The sequence below is a fragment of the Clostridium sp. TF06-15AC genome (assembly GCF_003481165.1).
Taxonomy (GTDB): Bacteria; Bacillota; Clostridia; order Lachnospirales; family Lachnospiraceae; genus Otoolea; species Otoolea fessa.
In genome coordinates this window covers 753,809-773,081 of sequence record NZ_QUKS01000001.1, presented here as the reverse complement: position 1 = coordinate 773,081, position 19,273 = coordinate 753,809, and the positions used below count along the sequence as shown (strand labels likewise).

Genomic DNA, 19,273 nt, shown 5'->3' with positions numbered 1-19,273 from the left:
GAGAAGAAAGAATATTATGAGAAAACCGGAAAAGTATTAAAGGTTACGCCTGCAAAGTATAAGGCAGAGTTTCCGTGGCTGAAGGAGGTAGACAGTCTGGCATTGTGTAATGCACAGCTGCATCTGCAGACAGCCTATAAGAACTTCTTTCGGGATTCTTCGGTTGGTTTTCCGAAGTTCAAGTCAAAAAAGAATCCGGTAAGAAGTTATACGACAAACTGCGTAAATGGAAATATTACTTTGCAGAATGGTAAAGTAAAACTTCCGAAAGCAGGTTGGATCCGCATAAAACAGCATCGTAGTATCGATGATAGTTATATATTGAAGGGTGCCACCGTCAGCCAGGAAGCAGATGACAAGTATTATGTGTCATTACTATATGCGGCAGAAGAACCGGAATATGAAATCAGGTCAGTAAAAATCGCAATCGGACTTGATTTTTCCATGAGTGAATTGTATGTAGATTCCAATGGAGCTCATGCAGACTATCATCACTTTTTCCGAAAGTCCCAGGAAAAACTTGCAAGGGAGCAGCGCAGGCTGAGTCATTGCGAAAAGGGAAGCAACCGCTACATGAAACAGAAAAAGAAAATAGCCAGACTCCATGCTCATATCGCACGTCAGCGGAAAGATTATCTGCACAAGGAATCCAGAAAGATAACCAATTTTTATGATCTTGTGTGCATAGAATCTTTGAACATGAAAGAAATGAGCCAGGATTCAAGGTTTGGAAAGAGTGTTCATGATAATGGATGGGGAATGTTTACTGATTTTCTTTCCTACAAATTAGAACGTGCCGGTAAGAAAATGGTTCGTATCGATAAGTGGTACCCCAGTTCAAAAATCTGCAGCTGCTGCGGAAAACTCAAAAAAGATCTAAAACTGGAAGACCGTATGTATAGCTGTACCTGCGGAAATCAGATGAACCGTGATGAGAATGCAGCTATCAATATTTGCAGGGAAGGGTTGAGGATATCGGGAGTTGAACTTGATACAGAAAGAAAAATTTCCTGATTTCCCCCAAAACGTAGATTTTGTTCGGGACTGCGTAGATACGAAACAGTCCCGTTCATAATAACAGAACCGTGGGACACACGGGGATAGCTCGCCTATGCTTTGCCCAATAGGGCAATCGAACGAGAAGCCCCCACTTCCAGCGTTGGCTAAGTGGAGGGAGTATGTCACAATGACAAAACAATAACACAGCCGGTATCGTGAAATATCCGTTCTGGCAGTTGAGTAAAAAGAAAAACAATTTGTAAACCTTCAGTGGTACAAGTTTGGCAATCTTTTTAAATTCCGATATACTAGAAAATGTCGGAAGTGACAGCGGGAAATGTGGTTGTACCAATATGGCAATTCGGGAATTTTTGGCGGAAAGACTGGCAGATTATGAGATCCCGCGCAAATTTGCCTTGCTAAAGGAGTTTTCAAAGACTGAAAGCGGAAAGATTCGTAAAAAAGAACTGTGAAAATTGCTTTTTCTTGTCGAAAAAAGAAAATGATTTATTGTGCAAAATGACAAAAGTGACGTTGACAAAATTGGAAAAGAGTGGTATATTTACATACAGCAATCAAACTATTTAATGTAACGGTTGTGAACGTGACCGGAGAGCTGCTTTCTGTGGGGGAAAAGCGGCTCTCTTTTTATGTCATAGGAAACTTCGTCCTATGTGTTTGACTTTTTGTATAGTGACCGCTACAATAAATATGTGTTTCTAAAAATCATTTATAAGGGAGACAAACCATATGATAAGAGATGGCTTTATCCGGGTTGCCGCGTCAACGCCGGAAGTGAAGGTGGCAGATGTAGAGTACAACCGGGAACAGGTTTGTGAACAGATAGAGGAGGGGCGCAAAAAGGGCGCTTCGATGATGGTATTTCCAGAGCTGGTGCTGACGGGATATACGTGCGGTGAGCTGTTTATCCAGAAATCGCTGCTGGCGAAGGCAAAGGAAGAGCTTAGGAAGCTGATCGCCTTTACAGCTGGCGATTCAATGCTTGTATTTGTAGGACTTCCGTGGGAATACAACAATAAATTGTACAATGTGGCAGCGGCGATCCAGGATGGAAAGCTGCTCGGTCTGGTTCCGAAGAGATGGATTCCAAACTATTCTGAATTTTATGAGGGACGTTATTTCAACCCGGGCTGGGAAAAGACAATCGAGGTTTCCTGGGACGGTTATCAGGTGCCAATGGGAATGAAGCTTTTATTTTCCTGTGACAATGTGGAAAATCTCGTCGTGGGGGCGGAGATCTGCGAGGACGTCTGGGTTTTAAATCCACCGAGTATTGCACACGCGTCGGCGGGGGCAACGGTGATCGTCAACTGTTCTGCCAGCGATGAGGTGACAGGCAAGAGCGAGTACCGCAGAAGTCTGATCAGCGGTCAGTCGGCGCGGCTTCTCTGTGCGTATATTTACGCCAATGCGGGCGAGGGAGAGTCTTCCCAGGACCTCGTTTTTGGCGGCCAGAATATTATCGCTGAGAATGGCAATATCCTGTCGGAGTCAGCGCGATTTGAGAATCAGACGATCTACGCAGATATCGATTTGGAACGTCTGGAATGTGAGCGCCGCCGGATGACGACCTATCAGACAGAAGACCGTGAGGATTACCGGTTTGTAAGCTTTACGCTGGATCGGAAACCGCTTGCGCTGGAGCGCGCGATCGATCCGACCCCGTTTGTCCCACACGATGCGGGCAGCCGGAACCGCCGCTGCGAGGAGATCCTTTCGATCCAGGCGATGGGATTGAAAAAACGTCTCAAACATACCGGATGCCGCCATGCTGTCGTTGGTATTTCAGGCGGTCTGGATTCAACGCTGGCACTTTTAGTAACCGTGCGCGCCTTTGATTTGCTGGGGATTCCGCGTGAAAATATTCTGTCTGTGACGATGCCGTGCTTTGGTACGACTGACCGGACGTACCAGAATGCCTGCCAGCTCACGAAAAAGCTGGGTGCAACCTTGAAAGAAGTCGATATCCGAGAGGCAGTTACTATCCATTTCCGCGACATTGAGCAGGATCCGTCGGTTCATGATGTAACGTATGAAAATTCACAGGCACGCCAGAGGACGCTGGTTCTGATGAACCTTGCCAATAAGATCGGCGGTCTTGTCATCGGTACCGGCGATATGTCGGAGCTGGCGCTTGGCTGGGCGACCTACAACGGCGATCATATGTCGATGTACGGTGTCAACTGCTCGGTTCCGAAGATGCTGGTGCGCCATCTGGTGCGCTATTATGCAGATACCTGTGGCGAGAAAGAGCTTTCTGATATTCTGCTGGATGTACTGGATACGCCGGTCAGCCCGGAGCTTCTGCCGCCGGAGGAGGATGGAAAGATCGCACAGAAAACGGAGGATTTGGTTGGTCCTTATGAGCTGCATGATTTCTATCTCTACTATATATTAAGATTCGGCTACCGTCCGGGCAAGATTTACCGCCTGGCGCGTCAGGCATTTGACGGTGCTTATGATAAGGAAACGATCCTTAAATGGCTGAAGGTGTTCTACCGCCGTTTCTTCAACCAGCAGTTTAAGCGTTCCTGCCTGCCGGATGGTCCGAAGGTAGGTTCTGCTGCAGTATCGCCGCGCGGCGACCTGCGTATGCCGAGCGATGCGTGCAGCCGCCTGTGGCTGGAGGAGCTGGAAACACTGGATGAGGATTGCGTTTACGGAGTGCCGGAGACGAAAGCGGCAGGAGGCAGCCTGTGATCGCGAGCACGGGCAATGCCCGTGTCAGAGCGGTGACGGCGCTTGCAAAGAAAGCAAAAGCAAGACGGGAACAGGGCGTCTTTTTGGTGGAAGGTCCGAAGATGTTCGGGGAACTGCCGGTGGAGAAACGCCGCGAAGTCTATGTGTCGGAAAGCTTTCTGCGCCAGCAGGGCGAAAGAGCGGAAAAACTGCTGGCAGGCTGCCGATATGAGACGGTGACGGATGAAGTCATGCGCCATATGTCGGACACCCAGACACCGCAGGGAATCCTGGCGGTAGCGGAACAGTTTTCCTATCAGCTCTCAGATGTGCTGAAAAATAGCCTGGACGGAAAGGCACCGGAGCTTGTGATTCTGGAGACGCTGCAGGATCCGGGTAATCTGGGAACAATCCTGCGTGCCGGAGAGGGGGCGGGTGTGACAGGCATCATTCTTGACCGTGGTTCAGCTGATATTTACAGCCCGAAGGTCATCCGTTCCACGATGGGCTCGATCTACCGGGTGCCGTTTATCTACACGGACGACCTGCATCAGACGATCGGGGAAGTAAAAAAGCAGGGAATCCATCTCTATGCGGCGCATTTAAAGGGGAAACATAACTACGAAGAAGAAAATTATACAGGTCCGTCCGGCTTCCTGATCGGAAATGAGGCAAATGGTCTGACCGAGGAGACGGCGGCGCTTGCTGACGCGTGGGTGAGGATTCCGATGGCTGGAAAGGTTGAATCCCTCAATGCAGCGGTGGCGGCTTCGGTGCTGCTGTTTGAGACGGCACGGCAGAGACGGCAGTAAATTGCATTTTTTGAAACAATGTTTTAAGCCGGATAGTTTGTGCAAATAGAGAGCTGTGAAGAAATAAATTGAACTGCAGATCGATATGTTCCATTAAGAAGTTTGTAATAAAACCGTAAGTTCAAAAACAGAGCTGATTGGTTGATAAATGTCAGAAAATATCGTATACTAGTTTTAAGATATCAGGGTCAAAAGACCTATATGGAAGGAGGGGATGACATGGCAGTATGGTGTGTCTGGCTGGCGGTGTTTGTAGTGTGTATCGGGCTGGAAGCAGCGTCGATGGCGCTGACTTCGATCTGGTTTGCTGGAGGCGCTCTGATTGCGTGTGTCCTGTCGATCGCGGGAGTGAATCTTTACATTCAGCTGGCAGTGTTTGTCGTTGTTTCATTCCTTCTTTTGTATTCAACAAGACCATTGGCACTCCGGTATATCAATCAGAAGACGGTGCGGACCAATGTGGACGCGCTGGTGGGTAAAAAAGCGCGGGTAACCGCAGAGATTGATAACGACGAGGCGAGAGGAACGGCGATGGTGTCCGGCCAGGAATGGACGGCACGCTCGGCGGATGGAAGCCGGATTCCGAGGGATACGATGGTACAGATTCAGGCGGTCAGCGGCGTCAAGCTGATTGTCAGCAAATGTAAGGAGGAGTAGGAAATATGGGAGCAGTTATCAGTTTTCTTGTCATTGCGATTGTGGTACTTCTGATTTTGTCATCCTGTATCCGGATTGTGCCGCAGGCACAGGCATTAGTCGTAGAGCGTCTGGGTGCTTATCTGGAGACATGGTCGGTTGGCGTGCATTTCAAGGTGCCGTTCATTGACCGCGTGGCAAAAAGAGTCATTTTAAAAGAGCAGGTTGTAGATTTTGCACCGCAGCCGGTTATCACGAAAGATAACGTTACGATGAAGATTGATACGGTTGTATTTTTCCAGATCACGGATCCGAAGCTGTTTGCGTATGGTGTTGAGAACCCGATCATGGCGATCGAGAACCTGACGGCGACCACCCTTCGAAATATCATCGGTGATCTCGAACTTGACCAGACCTTAACCTCCCGTGAGACGATCAACACGAAGATGCGCGCTGCACTCGATGTGGCGACAGACCCGTGGGGAATCAAGGTAAACCGTGTTGAGTTGAAAAATATCATTCCTCCGGCAGCTATTCAGGATGCGATGGAGAAACAGATGAAGGCAGAGCGTGAGCGCCGTGAGTCCATTCTCCGTGCCGAAGGCGAGAAGAAATCGACGATCCTGGTAGCTGAAGGTAAGAAAGAGTCCGCGATTCTGGAAGCAGAAGCAGAGAAAGAAGCGGCGATCCTGCGTGCAGAAGCACAGAAGGAGAAGATGATCCGCGAGGCAGAAGGCGAGGCGGAAGCGATCCTCAAAGTTCAGAAAGCGGAAGCAGACGGACTTCGCTTCATCAAGGAAGCAGGCGCGGACAATGCAGTGCTGCAGCTCAAGAGCCTGGAGGCATTTGCCAAAGCAGCGGACGGCAAGGCGACGAAGATCATCATCCCGTCTGAGATCCAGGGCATTGCCGGTCTGGTAAAGGGTCTGACGGAAGTTGGCACGGATGTTCAAAAGGCAGAGTAGCCGGGAGTGAGCGGCTCTAAGTTATAAAAAGAAGGTATAAGAAAAGGCTGATGGTTATGTAAAGCAGGAACCGCAGCCTTTTTCGATTTCTTTTTTGACAAGCCTGCGGACATTCGGTATAATATCCCATAGTGATATGTGTACCCATATATGTTGATGAAAGGGTACGTGCAAGAAGCTATGTGCTATATGAAGAATGAAGCTGTTGTTTGCGAATATAAGTAAGGAGTGGATGCGTTGAACCTGCAGGAAAAAAGAAAGAAAAGCGCGAATATCGCGTTTGCTCTGGATATGCTTCATATCGTAGTGGGTATATTGATCGTGATATTTGCGGTTCTTGCGTTTCTGAACCCGGATGAAAACCGGATTTTGTTTCCGGTAATCTTTCTTCTGGCGGCGGTACTGAATTTTGCCAATGGCTATGACCGCTATCGCCGGGGAAGGGGAAGAAAGCATCTGCGGACCGGCGGAATGATCCTGATGGCAGTGGGAGCAGGATTGTTCCTTTTATGTATTGTCAGTACACTTACAATATGGTGGGGGTAATAAAAGTGAAAACAGAAGTTTTGCGAATGTTAAAAGAAACGGATGATTACCTGTCCGGACAGGAGATCTGTGAGCGTTTAAATGTATCACGGACGGCAGTCTGGAAAGTTATCAAACAGTTGGAGGCAGAAGGATATGAGATAGAGGCGGTCCGGAACCGCGGTTACCGGCTGCGTTTCCTGGGCGATGTTCTCAGCCAGGCAGAGCTGGAGAGCAGCATCGACAGCGAGTGGGCTGGAAAAAATATTTTATATTTTGACGAGACAGATTCAACCAATACCGAGATCAAGAAAGCGGCGGAGAAAGATGCCCCGCACGGTACGCTGGCAGTCGCGGATTATCAGTCGATGGGAAAGGGACGCCGCGGAAGAAGCTGGGCGGCGCCGCATGGCGTCGGCATCTGGATGAGCCTGCTTCTGCGCCCGGAGCTTCCTCCGACCTGCGCGTCGATGCTGACGCTGGTGGCGGCTCTGGCAGTTGCCGACGGGATTCGGGAGGTTTGTGATCTGGAGGCAAAGATCAAGTGGCCGAACGATATCGTCGTCAATGGAAAGAAGGTCTGTGGTATCCTGACCGAGATGAGCACGGAATTAGAGTGTATTAATTATATCGTGACTGGTATTGGTATCAACGTGGCAAATCACGAGTTCCCGGAGGAGATTCAGGATGTGGCAACGTCTCTGTATCTGGAGACAGGAAAAGAAGTGCGCCGCAGCCAGCTTATCGCCGCGATCATGCGGGCGTATGAGGGATATTATGATAAATTCATGGAAAACCAGAACATGAAATCCCTGATGGACGTTTATAACAGCCGTCTGGCAAACTGCGGTACACAGGTGCGCGTCCTGTCTCCGGGCAATGAGTATACGGGCATGGCGCTCGGAATTGACGAGATGGGCGAACTGCTGGTCCGCACAGAAGACGGAAAGGTGTGCAAAGTGATCTCAGGAGAGGTATCTGTCAGGGGCATTTACGGATATGTATAAAGATTTTTATGCGTCGTTGAAGCCTTTAGAGGGGGAAATACCTTATGCGGAAGAAGAGAGGCTGGCGGCATCCGGCGCGCCATTGCTCTTCTGGTACCGGAAAAACCGGCGGCTCCTTCCGTGGCGGGAGAATCCGGAACCGTATTCGGTCTGGATTTCGGAGATCATGCTGCAGCAGACGCGGGTAGAGGCGGTCAAACCGTACTTTGCCCGTTTTATGGAAGCACTCCCGGACATCACCTCGCTCGCGCAGGTGGACGAAGAGCGGCTTTTGAAGCTGTGGGAGGGACTTGGGTATTATTCCAGAGCCCGGAACCTAAAAAAGGCAGCGGTCTGCCTGATGGAAGACTACGGCGGTCAGATGCCTGCGTCGCGGGATGAGATATTGAAACTTCCGGGCATCGGAAGTTATACAGCCGGGGCAGTTGCGTCGATCGCGTATGATCTGCCGGCTCCGGCGCTGGATGGAAATGTGGTGCGTGTTCTGACACGCCTGTTTGCTGACCCACAGGACAGCACGAAGCCGGCGCTTCGAAAGAAATATGAGCGGCGCCTGGAGGCGGAACTTGTGCGCCGGACGGAGGAAAGAGATTCCTATTTGTCAGCCGGTGATGATGCCGGTGAGGTTTCCACGGCATTACGGTCAGAAGAGCTATTTCATCCAGGTGAATATAATCAGGCATGGATTGAACTGGGCGCGCTTGTCTGCATCCCGGGCGGACGTCCGCTCTGTGAGAAGTGCCCGCTGGAATCCCTTTGTCTGGCGCACCGGCGGGGAGAGGAGGAGCAATATCCGGTCAAGCCGCCGAAAAAGCCGCGCCGGATCGAGGAAAAAACGGTCTGCCTGATTGAGTGGGAGGATACGGTGGCGATCCGCAAGCGCAGCAGCAAGGGATTGTTGGCGTCCCTCTACGAATATGTCAATCTGGACGGAAAAAAGAGTGCGGCGGAGGCAGCGAAAGAACTGGGGATCGCGGAGGCGGATATCAGGGAAACCGAGGATCTGCCGGATGCAGTCCACATTTTTTCCCATGTTGAATGGCATATGTGTGGACGCAGAATCCGCTTGAAACGGGCATCCGGCTATCAGGATAAAACAGTTTTGATGGTGTGCCGGGCACAGCTGCAGGATCGCTATCCGATCCCCAATGCATTTCGCGTGTATACAAATATATTAATATGAAATACTGTTAGTGTGGGGAAACAGGAGAAATGGCGATTATGAAAAAAATGCTTTTTATTATCAATCCGAGATCTGGCAAAGAACAGATTCGAAGTCGTCTTCTTGAAATTTTAGATAGTTTTGTAAAGGCGGGCTATGGACCGTCTGTTTATATTACGCAGGGACCGAAGGACGCGGAGTATCAGGCGGCACGTGCGAAAACGAAGGAACTGGTCGTGTGCAGCGGCGGGGACGGTACGCTCAACGAGGTGGTATCGGGGCTGATGACGATCACCCCGGAAAAGCGCCCGGAGTTAGGATATATCCCGTCGGGTTCCACGAATGATTTCGCATCCAGTCTGGGACTTCCGAAAAATATGCGGAAAGCGGCGCAGACAGCTGCGCTGGGAAAACCATTTCTGGTGGATGTCGGTGTATTCGGCAAAAACCGGTATTTCGTCTATGTGGCGGCGTTCGGAGCATTTACGGAGGTATCCTATTCGACCCCGCAGGAGACGAAAAATATTTTGGGGCATCAGGCATATATGCTGGAAGCTATCAAACGCCTGACAGGGCTTAAATCCTACCGGATGCGCCTTACGTGGGAACATCTGGGGGAGCAGAGAGAATTGGAAGAGGAATTTATTCTGGGAATGGTGACCAATACGACCTCGATCGGAGGTTTTAAAGGACTGGTTGGTATGGACGTGGCGCTGGATGACGGGGAGTTTGAGGTGCTTCTGGTCCGGAAACCGCGCACGCCGCTTGACATTGCAAGTATTGCTGCTTATCTGATTCAGAGAGAGGGCGAAAATGAATGCGTATTCAAGTTCCGCACCTCGAAACTGACGGTACAGTCGGAGGAGCTGGTGGACTGGTCGCTGGACGGTGAGTTTGGTGGAAGTCAGACAGAGGTCGTGATTGAAAATAAACCAAGAGAGATTGCGATCCGGGTGCCTGAAGTTACGGTTCGCGGGTAGGCACTTTTGTAACCGAAAGTGCCGTAAGAAAACGTGGTGGCAGCAGGAATTTGCCGTATTTAAATGCGAAGCCACGGCAAATTGCGTTGCTGGGCACGTATGCGTGAACAGTAACTGCCTAAATAGAAATAGATCGAAAAGTTTCGAAAATTGTTGAAAAATAGAATTTAATCGTATATAATGTACTTTCGGGATATTGCAGGGAAAGGTGCAGGGAAATAAGAGCACACAAACAATCGAGGGACAATATCACGTTAGATATAAAGAAACTTCTAAGCGAAATAAATCGAAAGGACGTTAATTCGTGGAGAAAGAAAATTTTTTAGGTAAGTTAAGGAAACTGGTAGAGTTAGCAAAGTCCAAGCAGAACGCGCTGGACGTGACAGAGATCAATAACTTTTTTATGGGCGATAATCTGCAGACAGAGCAGATGGAGCAGATTTACAATTATCTGGAGCAGAATAATATTGATGTCATTCCGGAGGTGATCGATGATTCGATCCTCAAGGAAAATGATTCGATGCTCGATGATGATGTGGATGATGAATTCCTCAAGAACGAGGAAGAGGATATCGATTTGGATGCGATCGATCTGTTAGAGGGAATCGGCACGGAAGATCCGGTCCGCATGTACCTGAAAGAGATCGGTACTGTTCCGCTTCTGAGCGCGGAGGAGGAGATCCGCCTTGCAAAGCGCAAAGCAGAGGGGGATGTGAATGCAAAAGAGCGCCTGATTGAGGCAAACCTGCGCCTGGTTGTCAGCATTGCAAAGCGCTATACAGGACGCGGCATGAGCTTCCTGGATCTGGTTCAGGAAGGCAATCTGGGTCTTATTAAGGGCGTTGAGAAGTTTGATTATACAAAGGGTTATAAGTTAAGTACATATGCGACCTGGTGGATTCGTCAGTCTGTTACAAGGGCTCTGGCGGATCAGGCGAGAACTATCCGTGTCCCGGTGCATATGGTAGAGACGATCAACAAGATGTCCAAGATGCAGCGTAAGCTGACGCTGGAACTGGGCTATGAGCCGTCGGTGGCAGAGCTTTCCGAGGCGCTTGGCATGTCCGAGGATAAGGTCATGGAGATCATGCAGATCGCACGTGAGCCAGCTTCCCTGGAAACCCCGATCGGTGAGGAAGACGATTCCAATCTGGGTGATTTCGTAGCGGACGGCAACGTGGTAACGCCGGAAGGGAATGTAGAATCGGTTATGCTGCGTGAGCATATCGATGCATTGCTTGGAGACCTGAAGGAGAGAGAGCGTCAGGTTATTATTCTCCGGTTTGGTCTGGAGGACGGACATCCGAGAACTCTGGAAGAGGTCGGAAAAGCATTCAACGTAACGAGAGAGCGTATCCGCCAGATCGAGGCAAAAGCACTTCGTAAATTAAGAAATCCGGTCCGGAGCAAACGGATTCGCGATTTCCTGTAAGAGTTGTATCATTTTGATAAAAAGGTAAATTTGTTTGGAATTTCCTGAAAGGTTTAATAAAAAGATAAAGCAGTTTGTACCCGTCCGTGGGTACAGGCTGCTTTTTCAAGTTTTGAAGAATATGAATTATTGTGCATATCTTCATATGACGTCTAAGGATGGAAATGATGTTTGTCAGGAAAGAAGCGTTTCGGATAGAAGTATCGTGTGCTGGAAGGAAAATGCACGGACAGATGGGAACTTATAGAAAGAGGAGAGAAAAATGTCGGAACCAATGAAAAATCCGCCAGCCAGAAAGACACAGACGGCGAAACGGAATTATCAGAAAGAAATGGAAAAAGTGCTGGATGCAGCAGTCCGGGACGGTAGAGTTCCGACTTTATTTCTTCACAGCTGTTGTGCGCCGTGCAGCAGCTACGTGCTGGAATATCTGTCGCAGTATTTTTCGATTACGGTGTTCTACTACAATCCGAATATTTCACCGAAAGAGGAATATGAGGCGCGCACGGAGGAGGTACAGCGGCTGATCCGGGAGCTTCCAGCGGTGCATCCGATCCGGTTTGTAGAAGGAAAATACGACCCGGAATGCTACTATGAGGCAGTCCGGGGGCATGAGAAGGATCCGGAGGGCGGCGAGCGCTGCGGTATTTGTTTTGAGATGCGCCTCCGGGAAGCGGCGAAGCTGGCAGCCGAGGGCGGCTATGACTGGTTCACGACGACCCTCACGATCAGTCCGCTCAAAAATGCCGGGCGCCTCAATACGATCGGGCAGGCGATGGGAGAAGAGTATCATGTGGCATTTCTGCCGTCGGATTTCAAGAAAAAAGAGGGATATAAGCGCTCGATCGAGCTGTCGGCGCAGTATCATCTATACCGGCAGAATTACTGCGGATGCGTGTTCTCGAAGCGGGAGCGTGAAGAGCAGATGCAGAAGGAGAGGCAGGAAACATCGTGATTTGCGGGGCGATATGTTTGGTCGAAGATGAGTTTGTATGGATGATTGCCTGTAGCTGTGAAAGTATGAATCGGCTGTGAGGGGAAAAAGTGGTACTGTTCACAGGTAGGCACTTTTGGAACCGAAAGTGCCGTAAGAAAACGTGGTGGCAGCAGGAATTTGCCGTATTTAAATGCGAAGCCACGGCAAATTCCGTTACTGAGCACGTATACGTGAACAGTAACAAAAAAGTTACAAGAAAAGATGGAAACAGAAAGGAAGAAACGCAATGTACCGCTTATGTATATTTGATTTGGATGGAACTCTTTTAAATACGGTTTATGCGCTGACTTATGTGACAAATTTAACATTGGATGCATTCGGACTGCGCCATGTTACACCGGAGGAAACGAAACGGATCGTGGGAAATGGATACCGGATGCAGATGAAGCGCGCGCTGGTGCTGGCGGGGGATGAGAAGCTGGTTCATTATGAAGCGTCGCTTCCGATTTATATGGAGAATTTCTCTAAATACTGCCTGAAAGACGTAGAGCCATATGACGGTATCCGGGAACTGCTGGCGTCGTTAAAAGAGATGGGTGTACATGTGGCTGTCCTTTCGAACAAGCCGAATGAGCAGGCAATTGTGAATATTGAGACATTCTTTGGGAAAGGATATTTTGATGTGGTGCGCGGCGAGCAGGCGGGAACGCCGAAAAAACCGGCTCCAGACGGGGCGTTCGCCATTTGCCGGGAACTGGGTATAAAACAGGAAGAGTGTCTGTATCTGGGCGATACGAATACAGATATGGAAACTGGGCTGAATGCCGGAATGGACACGGTCGGCGTGCTCTGGGGCTTCCGTGACCGGGAAGAGCTGGAAGGCTGCCATCCGCAGTATATTGTGGCACATCCGTCGGAAGTAGCGGAGATTGTGAAGAAAAAGAATGAGTCACATGGAAGAATGGAGTAGTGTCTGCGTTTGTTCATAGCTGTGAAAAGAGAAACAGTTGTGAAAGAAAATGATATTTGAAAGAGTAATTCGAAATGTTTATTGAAAAACATTTACTGAAATAGAAGAAGTTAAGGGTAAAAAAGAAATATGGAAAAACACAAGAATGGATTTAAATGTAAATGGATATCATGGATGCTTGCTTTTTTGATTGCCTTTTCCTGTGTTCTTACAGCGTGTACGCCACGGCGGGGAACTGCCTCGTCTGATTCATCGTCGAATCCGTTAAAAGGGGCAGATGCGTCTGGTGATACGCGCTTAAACGTTGTGACGACGCTATTTCCGTATTACGATTTTCTCCGGCAGATTGCCGGGGATTCGATCCGGCTGACGATGGTTGTTCCAGCGGGCATGGACAGCCATTCGTTCGAGCCGACGCCGGCGGACATGATCACGATCCAGAATGCAGATCTGTTAGTCTGCAACGGTGGTACGATGGAACAGTGGCTTTCGCAGGTGCTTGATTCCTTCGGGGAAGGCACCGGACCGAAGCGCGTCGTGACGATGATGGACTGCGTGGATGTAGTGCAGGAGGAGATCGTCGAGGGCATGGAAGATGGAGAGGCGCACGATCATGGACATACGCATGTTCATGCGGATGGAACAGTTCATGCGGGTGATCACGATCATGAGTCGGAAGATCATGCTCACAGTGAAGAAGAACATGAGCCAGAGGACCATGTTTACAGTGAAGAAGAACACGACACAGAAGATCATATTCACAGCGAGGATGAGCATGATATGGAAGATGTGGCGGTTCATGATGAAGATCACGCTCAAGAGTATCTGGATGAGGACGATGGTCACGGCGTCGAGATTGAATATGACGAGCACATCTGGACGTCCCCGGTCAATGCGAAAAAGCTGGCCGGCGTGCTGGCGGAGGTGCTGGCACAGGAAGATCCGGCGCACGCGGCTTCCTATGCGGAAAACTGCGCGTCCTATCAGGATAAATTGACGGAATTGGATGCAGAGTTCAGAGAAGTTGTCTCCCATGCCAAGCGCCGTCTCGTCGTTTTCGGTGATAAATTTCCACTCCGGTACTTTTTCGATGAGTATGGGCTGGAATACAGGGCGGCATTTTCAGGATGCAGTACGGATACGGAGCCGAGTGCCAAGACCATCGCCTACCTGATCGATAAGGTGCGGGAGGAACAGATACCAGCCGTCTATTACCTGGAGCTTTCCAGCCCGCGCGTGGCGGAGATCATCGGGGAAGAGACGGGCGCGGAACCACTGTTGTTCCACTCCTGCCACAATGTGACGAGACACCAGTTTGATTCGGGCGTTACCTATCTGGAATTGATGGAGCAGAACGTAAAGAACTTGAAAAAGGGATTGTCATAAAAATAATAGATGATTATGGGAAAAAGTCTTTAGCCATGATGAATGTTTATGACAATAGAAGAGTAGAGCAGTAGTGAAAGGAATTATAGATGGGATTACTCTTAAAATGTGAGCATGTAGGTTTTGGTTATGAAAACCAGGATGCGGTGCTGGATGTGAACCTGGAGGTAAATGAGGGCGATTACATCTGCATTGTCGGGGAAAATGGTTCGGGAAAAAGTACCCTGATGAAGGGCATTCTGGGACTTTTAAAACCGACTTCGGGCAGGATTGAATATTCGGAAGAATTAAAAAAAGCCGGTATTGGTTACCTGCCGCAGCAGACCGACGCGCAGAAGGACTTTCCAGCGACTGTGTTTGAGGTGGTTATCTCCGGGTGCCTGGGAAAACGCGGCAGCCGCCCGTTTTATTCGATGAAAGAAAAGAAAGAGGCGCGGGCAAATCTGGATCGTCTGGGAATCCGTGATCTGGAAAAAAGCTGTTTCAGAGAGCTTTCCGGCGGTCAGAAACAGCGTGTTCTGATCGCGCGGGCGCTCTGTGCGACGGATAAGCTGCTGATTCTCGATGAGCCGATCACGGGACTCGATCCGTCGGCGATTCTGGACTTTTACCAGCTGATCCGGAAACTGAATCAGGAAGAAAAGGTTGCAATCCTGATGGTTTCCCATGATATGGCAAATATTGTGCATCAGGGAGGAAAAATTTTGCAGATGCGGCAGAAGCCGCTGTTCTGGGGTACGATGAAAGAATATGTGAAGAGTGAGATTGCTCATTCTTTCCTGGGACGGGAAGAGTTGGCAACTCTGGGGCACAGATGCGGAGTGCCGATGCAGAAGGATGGAATCAGAAAGATGCAGAAGCCGGAAATGGGTTCGGAAACTGATTCTGAAACGAAACAGCATTTGAAAGACAGAAATGCGGAGAAGGAGGTGTAGAAGATGGGAATTATATCTGAAATGTTATCATACCCGTTTATGGTGCGGGCGCTGATCGGCGGTCTTTTAGTCTCTCTCTGCGCCTCTCTGCTGGGTGTCAGCCTGGTGCTCAAACGCTACTCAATGATTGGAGACGGTTTATCCCATGTTTCGTTCGGATCCCTTTCGATTGCACTGGCGGCAGGCTGGTCACCTTTAAAGGTTTCGATTCCGGTGGTCGTGCTGGCGGCATTTTTCCTGCTGCGGATCACGGAACATGGAAAAGTAAAGAGTGACGCTGCGATTGCGATGATCTCGGCCAGTGCGCTTGCAATCGGTATTATCGTAACTTCCCTGACAACCGGTATGACGACCGATGTCAGCAGCTATATGTTTGGAAGCATTCTCGCGATGAGCCGGGAAGATGTCCAGTTTGCGGCGGTGCTTTCCATGGTGGTGCTTGGATTATATCTTTTTTGCTATAACAAAGTATTTGCGGTTACCTTTGATGAAAGCTTTGCCAAGGCGACCGGCGTCAATGTGTCGCTCTATAACGTGCTGATAGCGGTTCTGACCGCGATCACGATCGTGATTGGAATGCGGATGATGGGCGCGATGCTGATCTCCAGTCTGATTATTTTCCCGGCGCTGACCTCTATGCGGGTGTTCAAGAGCTTCCGGGGGGTGGTCATCGCATCGGGGATTCTGTCGCTGATCTGTTTCTTTGGAGGAATGGTGATGTCCTACACGTACTCAACACCGGCGGGCGCGAGCGTTGTTGTGGTGGATCTGGCGGCGTTTCTGCTCTTTTCGCTGATACAGAGAGGGATCGCAGTTCGCAAGTAAATGTTTTTCTGATTGACAAATGTATTTTTCTGTGGTTATAATTAAAAACAGTTGATAAATTGAAAAGCTTGTCTAAGCGTTAAAGAGACTATAGGGTTTGTACTGTTTCTGAGATAAACAGTAGGGTCCATAGTCTCTTTTTTGTGTTAAACATGTGCATGAAAAGTGGAAAAAGGGAATGGAGATGAAAAAATGGATCAGACCTACATGAAAGAAAAACCAGTTGTCCCGCTGCTGCTTTCGATGGGAATCCCGGTCATCATATCGATGATCGCCGGGGCACTCTACAATATCGTGGACAGCATTTTCGTGGCAATGATCAGTGAGGACGCGATGACGGCGGTTTCGCTTGTCTATCCGATCCAGAACCTTGCGCACGCAGCCGGGGTTGGGTTTGGCGTTGGTATCAATGCGATGGTGGCGAGACGCCTTGGCGAAGGAAAAACACGGATGGCGAACCAGACAGCATCGCAGGGAGTATTTTTAAGTGCCTTACATGGAATGATTTTAACGATTTTAGGAATGGCGGTGATTCCGTATTTCCTGCGGATGTTTACGAGCGATGAGGTAACGATTTCCTACGGACTGACGTATTTTTGCAATGTGTTTCTGTTTTCAACGATCGACACGATGGGAATGGCATATGAAAAGGTCTACCAGTCGGTTGGAAAGATGAAAATATCGATGGCAGCCGTCTTGATTGGATGCGGCGTCAATATCGTGCTGGACCCGATCTTTATCTTTGGATTAGGCCCCATGCCGGAACTGGGAATCTGCGGTGCGGCGTGGGCGACAGGAATCGGGCAGACGGCGTCGCTGCTGTTTTATTTGATTTTAAACCATGTGAAACCGTTAAATGTGGAGATTTCGCTGCGGGAAATGCGTCCGTCGAAGGAGATCTGCGGCGGTATGTATTCAGTCGGAATCGCGGCAACACTCAATATGGCGCTGACATCCCTGCTTCTGACGGCGCTCAATGCGATTCTGGCACCATTTTCGCAGGTATATATTCTGGTGCTGGGGGTTTACTACAAGCTGCAGGCACTGCTTTATCAGGGAGCCAGCGGCGTGGTGCAGGGAATGCGCCCGCTGATCGGTTACAATTACGGTGCAGGCGAGCAGGAGAGGGTGAAAAAGATCTTCCGCGCGGCCCTTATGATTGTTGGCATTATCATGACAGCGGGAACCCTGCTTGGCGAGCTGGTGCCGGATTTCCTGATGGGGCTGTTTACGCAGACGCCTTCGACGGTGGAGATCGGCAGAACGGCGCTCCGGATCATCAGCCCGGGCTTTGTCATGTCAACGGTTTCCGTCATTGCTTCCGGCGCGTTTGAGGGACTTGGAATGGGACTTAAATCTCTGAAAATTTCCCTGATGCGCTATGCCGTGATTATCATTCCGATCGCATTTGTGCTCAGCCGGATCATCGGTCCTACCGGTGTATGGCACGCGTTCTGGCTGGCAGAGCTTATTACGGCAGTGTATGCTGGGGCGAGCTGGAAGCGGACGATTACTGTGTCTTTATAGGGCGTTTTTGGTCTCAAAAAGGCTGCATATATGTGAGGCTAAAAACGTTACTGTTCACACGCGCCCAGTAACGGGATTTTGCCGATGCTTGACTTTACTAGGTATTTGTGTAAAATAATAAGTGGCTGATCGGAACTTCGGCAGATTCGGGCGATGTAAAGCTATGCATTGCCGGGATGCCAGGTACCGGGCGGACAATGATTTACAGTCAGTACACATTTGTACAGAAAAGAAGGTAAGTAAAATGACAAAGATTGATATTATTTCCGGTTTCCTGGGTGCAGGAAAGACTACGTTTATTAAACAGCTTTTAAAAGAAGCAATTTCAGGCGAGAAAGTCGTTCTGATTGAAAATGAATTTGGACAGATCGGCATTGACGGCGGTTTTTTAAAAGACGCTGGCATCGAGATCCGTGAGATGAACTCCGGCTGTATCTGCTGCTCTCTGGTCGGCGATTTTGGACGTTCCCTCGAGGAAGTTCTGACCAAATATCAGCCGGATCGTGTTATCATCGAGCCGTCAGGCGTCGGCAAGCTGTCTGATGTTATGAATGCAGTAAAAAATGTAGCTTCTGAGATTGAGGTTATGTTAAACAGTGCGGTTACCGTGGTAGATGTCAACAAATGCCGTATGTATATGAAGAACTTCGGTGAGTTTTTCAACAACCAGATCGAAAATGCAGGCACGATCGTGTTAAGCCGTACCGATGTAGCGGATCCGAAGAAGGTACAGGGCGCGGTTGAGATGCTTCGCCAGCACAATGCAAAGGCAACCATCGTGACCACTCCATGCAGCGAGCTGACCGGCGCACAGCTTCTTGAGATGATCGAGCAGGAAGATGATATGGCAGAGGAGCTGATGAAAGAGGCAAGAGAGCATATGCATGAGCATCATCACCATCATGATCATGACGATGACTGCGATTGCGGCTGCCATGACCACGATCATGAGCATCACCACCATGACGATGACTGCGACTGTGGCTGCCATGATCATGATCACGAGCATCATCATCATGACGATGACTGCGATTGTGGCTGTCATGATCACGATCATGAGCACCATCATCATGACCATGATGATGACTGTGGCTGTCATGATCATGACCATGAGCATCATCATCACGACCATGATGACGAGTGTGGCTGTGGCTGCCATGACCACCACCACGATCACGAAGGACACCATCATGCAGATGATGTATTTACAAGCTGGGGCTTGGAGAATGTCGGCGTGATGAAGAAAGAAGATCTGCAGAAGATTCTGGATGATCTGGCTTATGGTGATAAATACGGCGAGGTTCTGCGTGCGAAAGGCATGGTTCCGAGTGAAGAAAAGGGCGTATGGCTGCATTTTGATATGGTTCCGGAGCAGGCTGAGATCCGTGAGGGAGCACCGGATTTTACCGGAAAGGTGTGCGTGATCGGTGCCGAGTTGGACGAAGAGGGTCTGAAGGCAGCGTTCAACGCGTAAA

The 19,273-nt window shown here is 49.5% G+C and carries 16 protein-coding genes and 1 pseudogene; all 17 read left to right on the top strand.

Features of this window, described 5'->3' with window-relative positions:
- Nucleotides 1-1,014: RNA-guided endonuclease TnpB family protein (locus DXC57_RS03440; RefSeq protein ID WP_147354075.1), on the top strand; the 1,014-nt coding region annotated here is incomplete at its 5' end.
- Between the two features lie 738 nt (nt 1,015-1,752).
- Nucleotides 1,753-3,720 (top strand): NAD(+) synthase, encoded by a 1,968-nt coding sequence (locus tag DXC57_RS03435; protein WP_182457209.1) that lies wholly within the window; start codon nt 1,753-1,755, stop codon nt 3,718-3,720.
- Nucleotides 3,717-4,511 carry an RNA methyltransferase gene (locus DXC57_RS03430; RefSeq protein ID WP_118651152.1) on the top strand — a complete coding sequence of 265 codons (795 nt, stop codon included), beginning with the start codon at nt 3,717-3,719 and terminating at the stop codon, nt 4,509-4,511. Before DXC57_RS03435 ends, DXC57_RS03430 begins: the two co-directional genes overlap by 4 nt.
- A gap of 219 nt (nt 4,512-4,730) precedes the next feature.
- Entirely contained in the window at nt 4,731-5,168 is a 438-nt protein-coding gene (locus DXC57_RS03425) for an NfeD family protein (RefSeq protein ID WP_118481789.1), read from the top strand.
- A 5-nt stretch (nt 5,169-5,173) separates the two neighbouring features.
- A complete protein-coding gene (locus tag DXC57_RS03420; RefSeq protein WP_022359803.1) occupies nt 5,174-6,112 on the top strand; it encodes an SPFH domain-containing protein in 939 nt (312 codons plus the stop codon).
- 237 nt (nt 6,113-6,349) lie between these two features.
- Nucleotides 6,350-6,658 carry a DUF6637 family protein gene (locus DXC57_RS03415; RefSeq protein WP_022359804.1) on the top strand — a complete coding sequence of 103 codons (309 nt, stop codon included), beginning with the start codon at nt 6,350-6,352 and terminating at the stop codon, nt 6,656-6,658.
- 5 nt (nt 6,659-6,663) lie between these two features.
- Entirely contained in the window at nt 6,664-7,644 is a 981-nt protein-coding gene (locus DXC57_RS03410; protein ID WP_118651150.1) for a biotin--[acetyl-CoA-carboxylase] ligase, read from the top strand.
- Nucleotides 7,637-8,827, top strand: a complete 1,191-nt coding sequence (locus DXC57_RS03405) for an A/G-specific adenine glycosylase (RefSeq protein ID WP_118651148.1) — start codon at nt 7,637-7,639, stop codon at nt 8,825-8,827. Before DXC57_RS03410 ends, DXC57_RS03405 begins: the two co-directional genes overlap by 8 nt.
- Before the next feature lie 38 nt (nt 8,828-8,865).
- On the top strand, nt 8,866-9,786 hold the full coding sequence (locus tag DXC57_RS03400; protein ID WP_107000161.1) for a YegS/Rv2252/BmrU family lipid kinase: 921 nt from the start codon (nt 8,866-8,868) through the stop codon (nt 9,784-9,786).
- A 304-nt stretch (nt 9,787-10,090) separates the two neighbouring features.
- Nucleotides 10,091-11,218: an RNA polymerase sigma factor RpoD gene (gene rpoD / locus DXC57_RS03395; protein ID WP_022359808.1), complete on the top strand. Its 1,128-nt coding sequence runs from the start codon at nt 10,091-10,093 to the stop codon at nt 11,216-11,218.
- Nucleotides 11,219-11,480: 262 nt separating this feature from the next.
- Nucleotides 11,481-12,173 (top strand): epoxyqueuosine reductase QueH, encoded by a 693-nt coding sequence (locus DXC57_RS03390; protein WP_022359809.1) that lies wholly within the window; start codon nt 11,481-11,483, stop codon nt 12,171-12,173.
- Nucleotides 12,174-12,441: 268 nt separating this feature from the next.
- Nucleotides 12,442-13,125: an HAD family hydrolase gene (locus DXC57_RS03385; protein WP_118651146.1), complete on the top strand. Its 684-nt coding sequence runs from the start codon at nt 12,442-12,444 to the stop codon at nt 13,123-13,125.
- 129 nt (nt 13,126-13,254) lie between these two features.
- Nucleotides 13,255-14,511, top strand: a complete 1,257-nt coding sequence (locus DXC57_RS03380) for a metal ABC transporter substrate-binding protein (protein WP_118651144.1) — start codon at nt 13,255-13,257, stop codon at nt 14,509-14,511.
- Between the two features lie 89 nt (nt 14,512-14,600).
- Nucleotides 14,601-15,302, top strand: a pseudogene (locus DXC57_RS03375) (ABC transporter ATP-binding protein); the annotation flags it as partial.
- 147 nt (nt 15,303-15,449) lie between these two features.
- Nucleotides 15,450-16,271, top strand: coding sequence for a metal ABC transporter permease (locus DXC57_RS03370; RefSeq protein ID WP_118651142.1), 822 nt, complete (start codon nt 15,450-15,452; stop codon nt 16,269-16,271).
- Between the two features lie 192 nt (nt 16,272-16,463).
- Complete coding sequence (locus DXC57_RS03365; RefSeq protein ID WP_118481860.1) at nt 16,464-17,798, top strand: MATE family efflux transporter; 1,335 nt, start codon at nt 16,464-16,466, stop codon at nt 17,796-17,798.
- 244 nt (nt 17,799-18,042) lie between these two features.
- Nucleotides 18,043-19,272, top strand: coding sequence for a CobW family GTP-binding protein (locus DXC57_RS03360; RefSeq protein WP_118491949.1), 1,230 nt, complete (start codon nt 18,043-18,045; stop codon nt 19,270-19,272).
- The last annotated feature ends 1 nt before the right edge of the window (nt 19,273 follow it).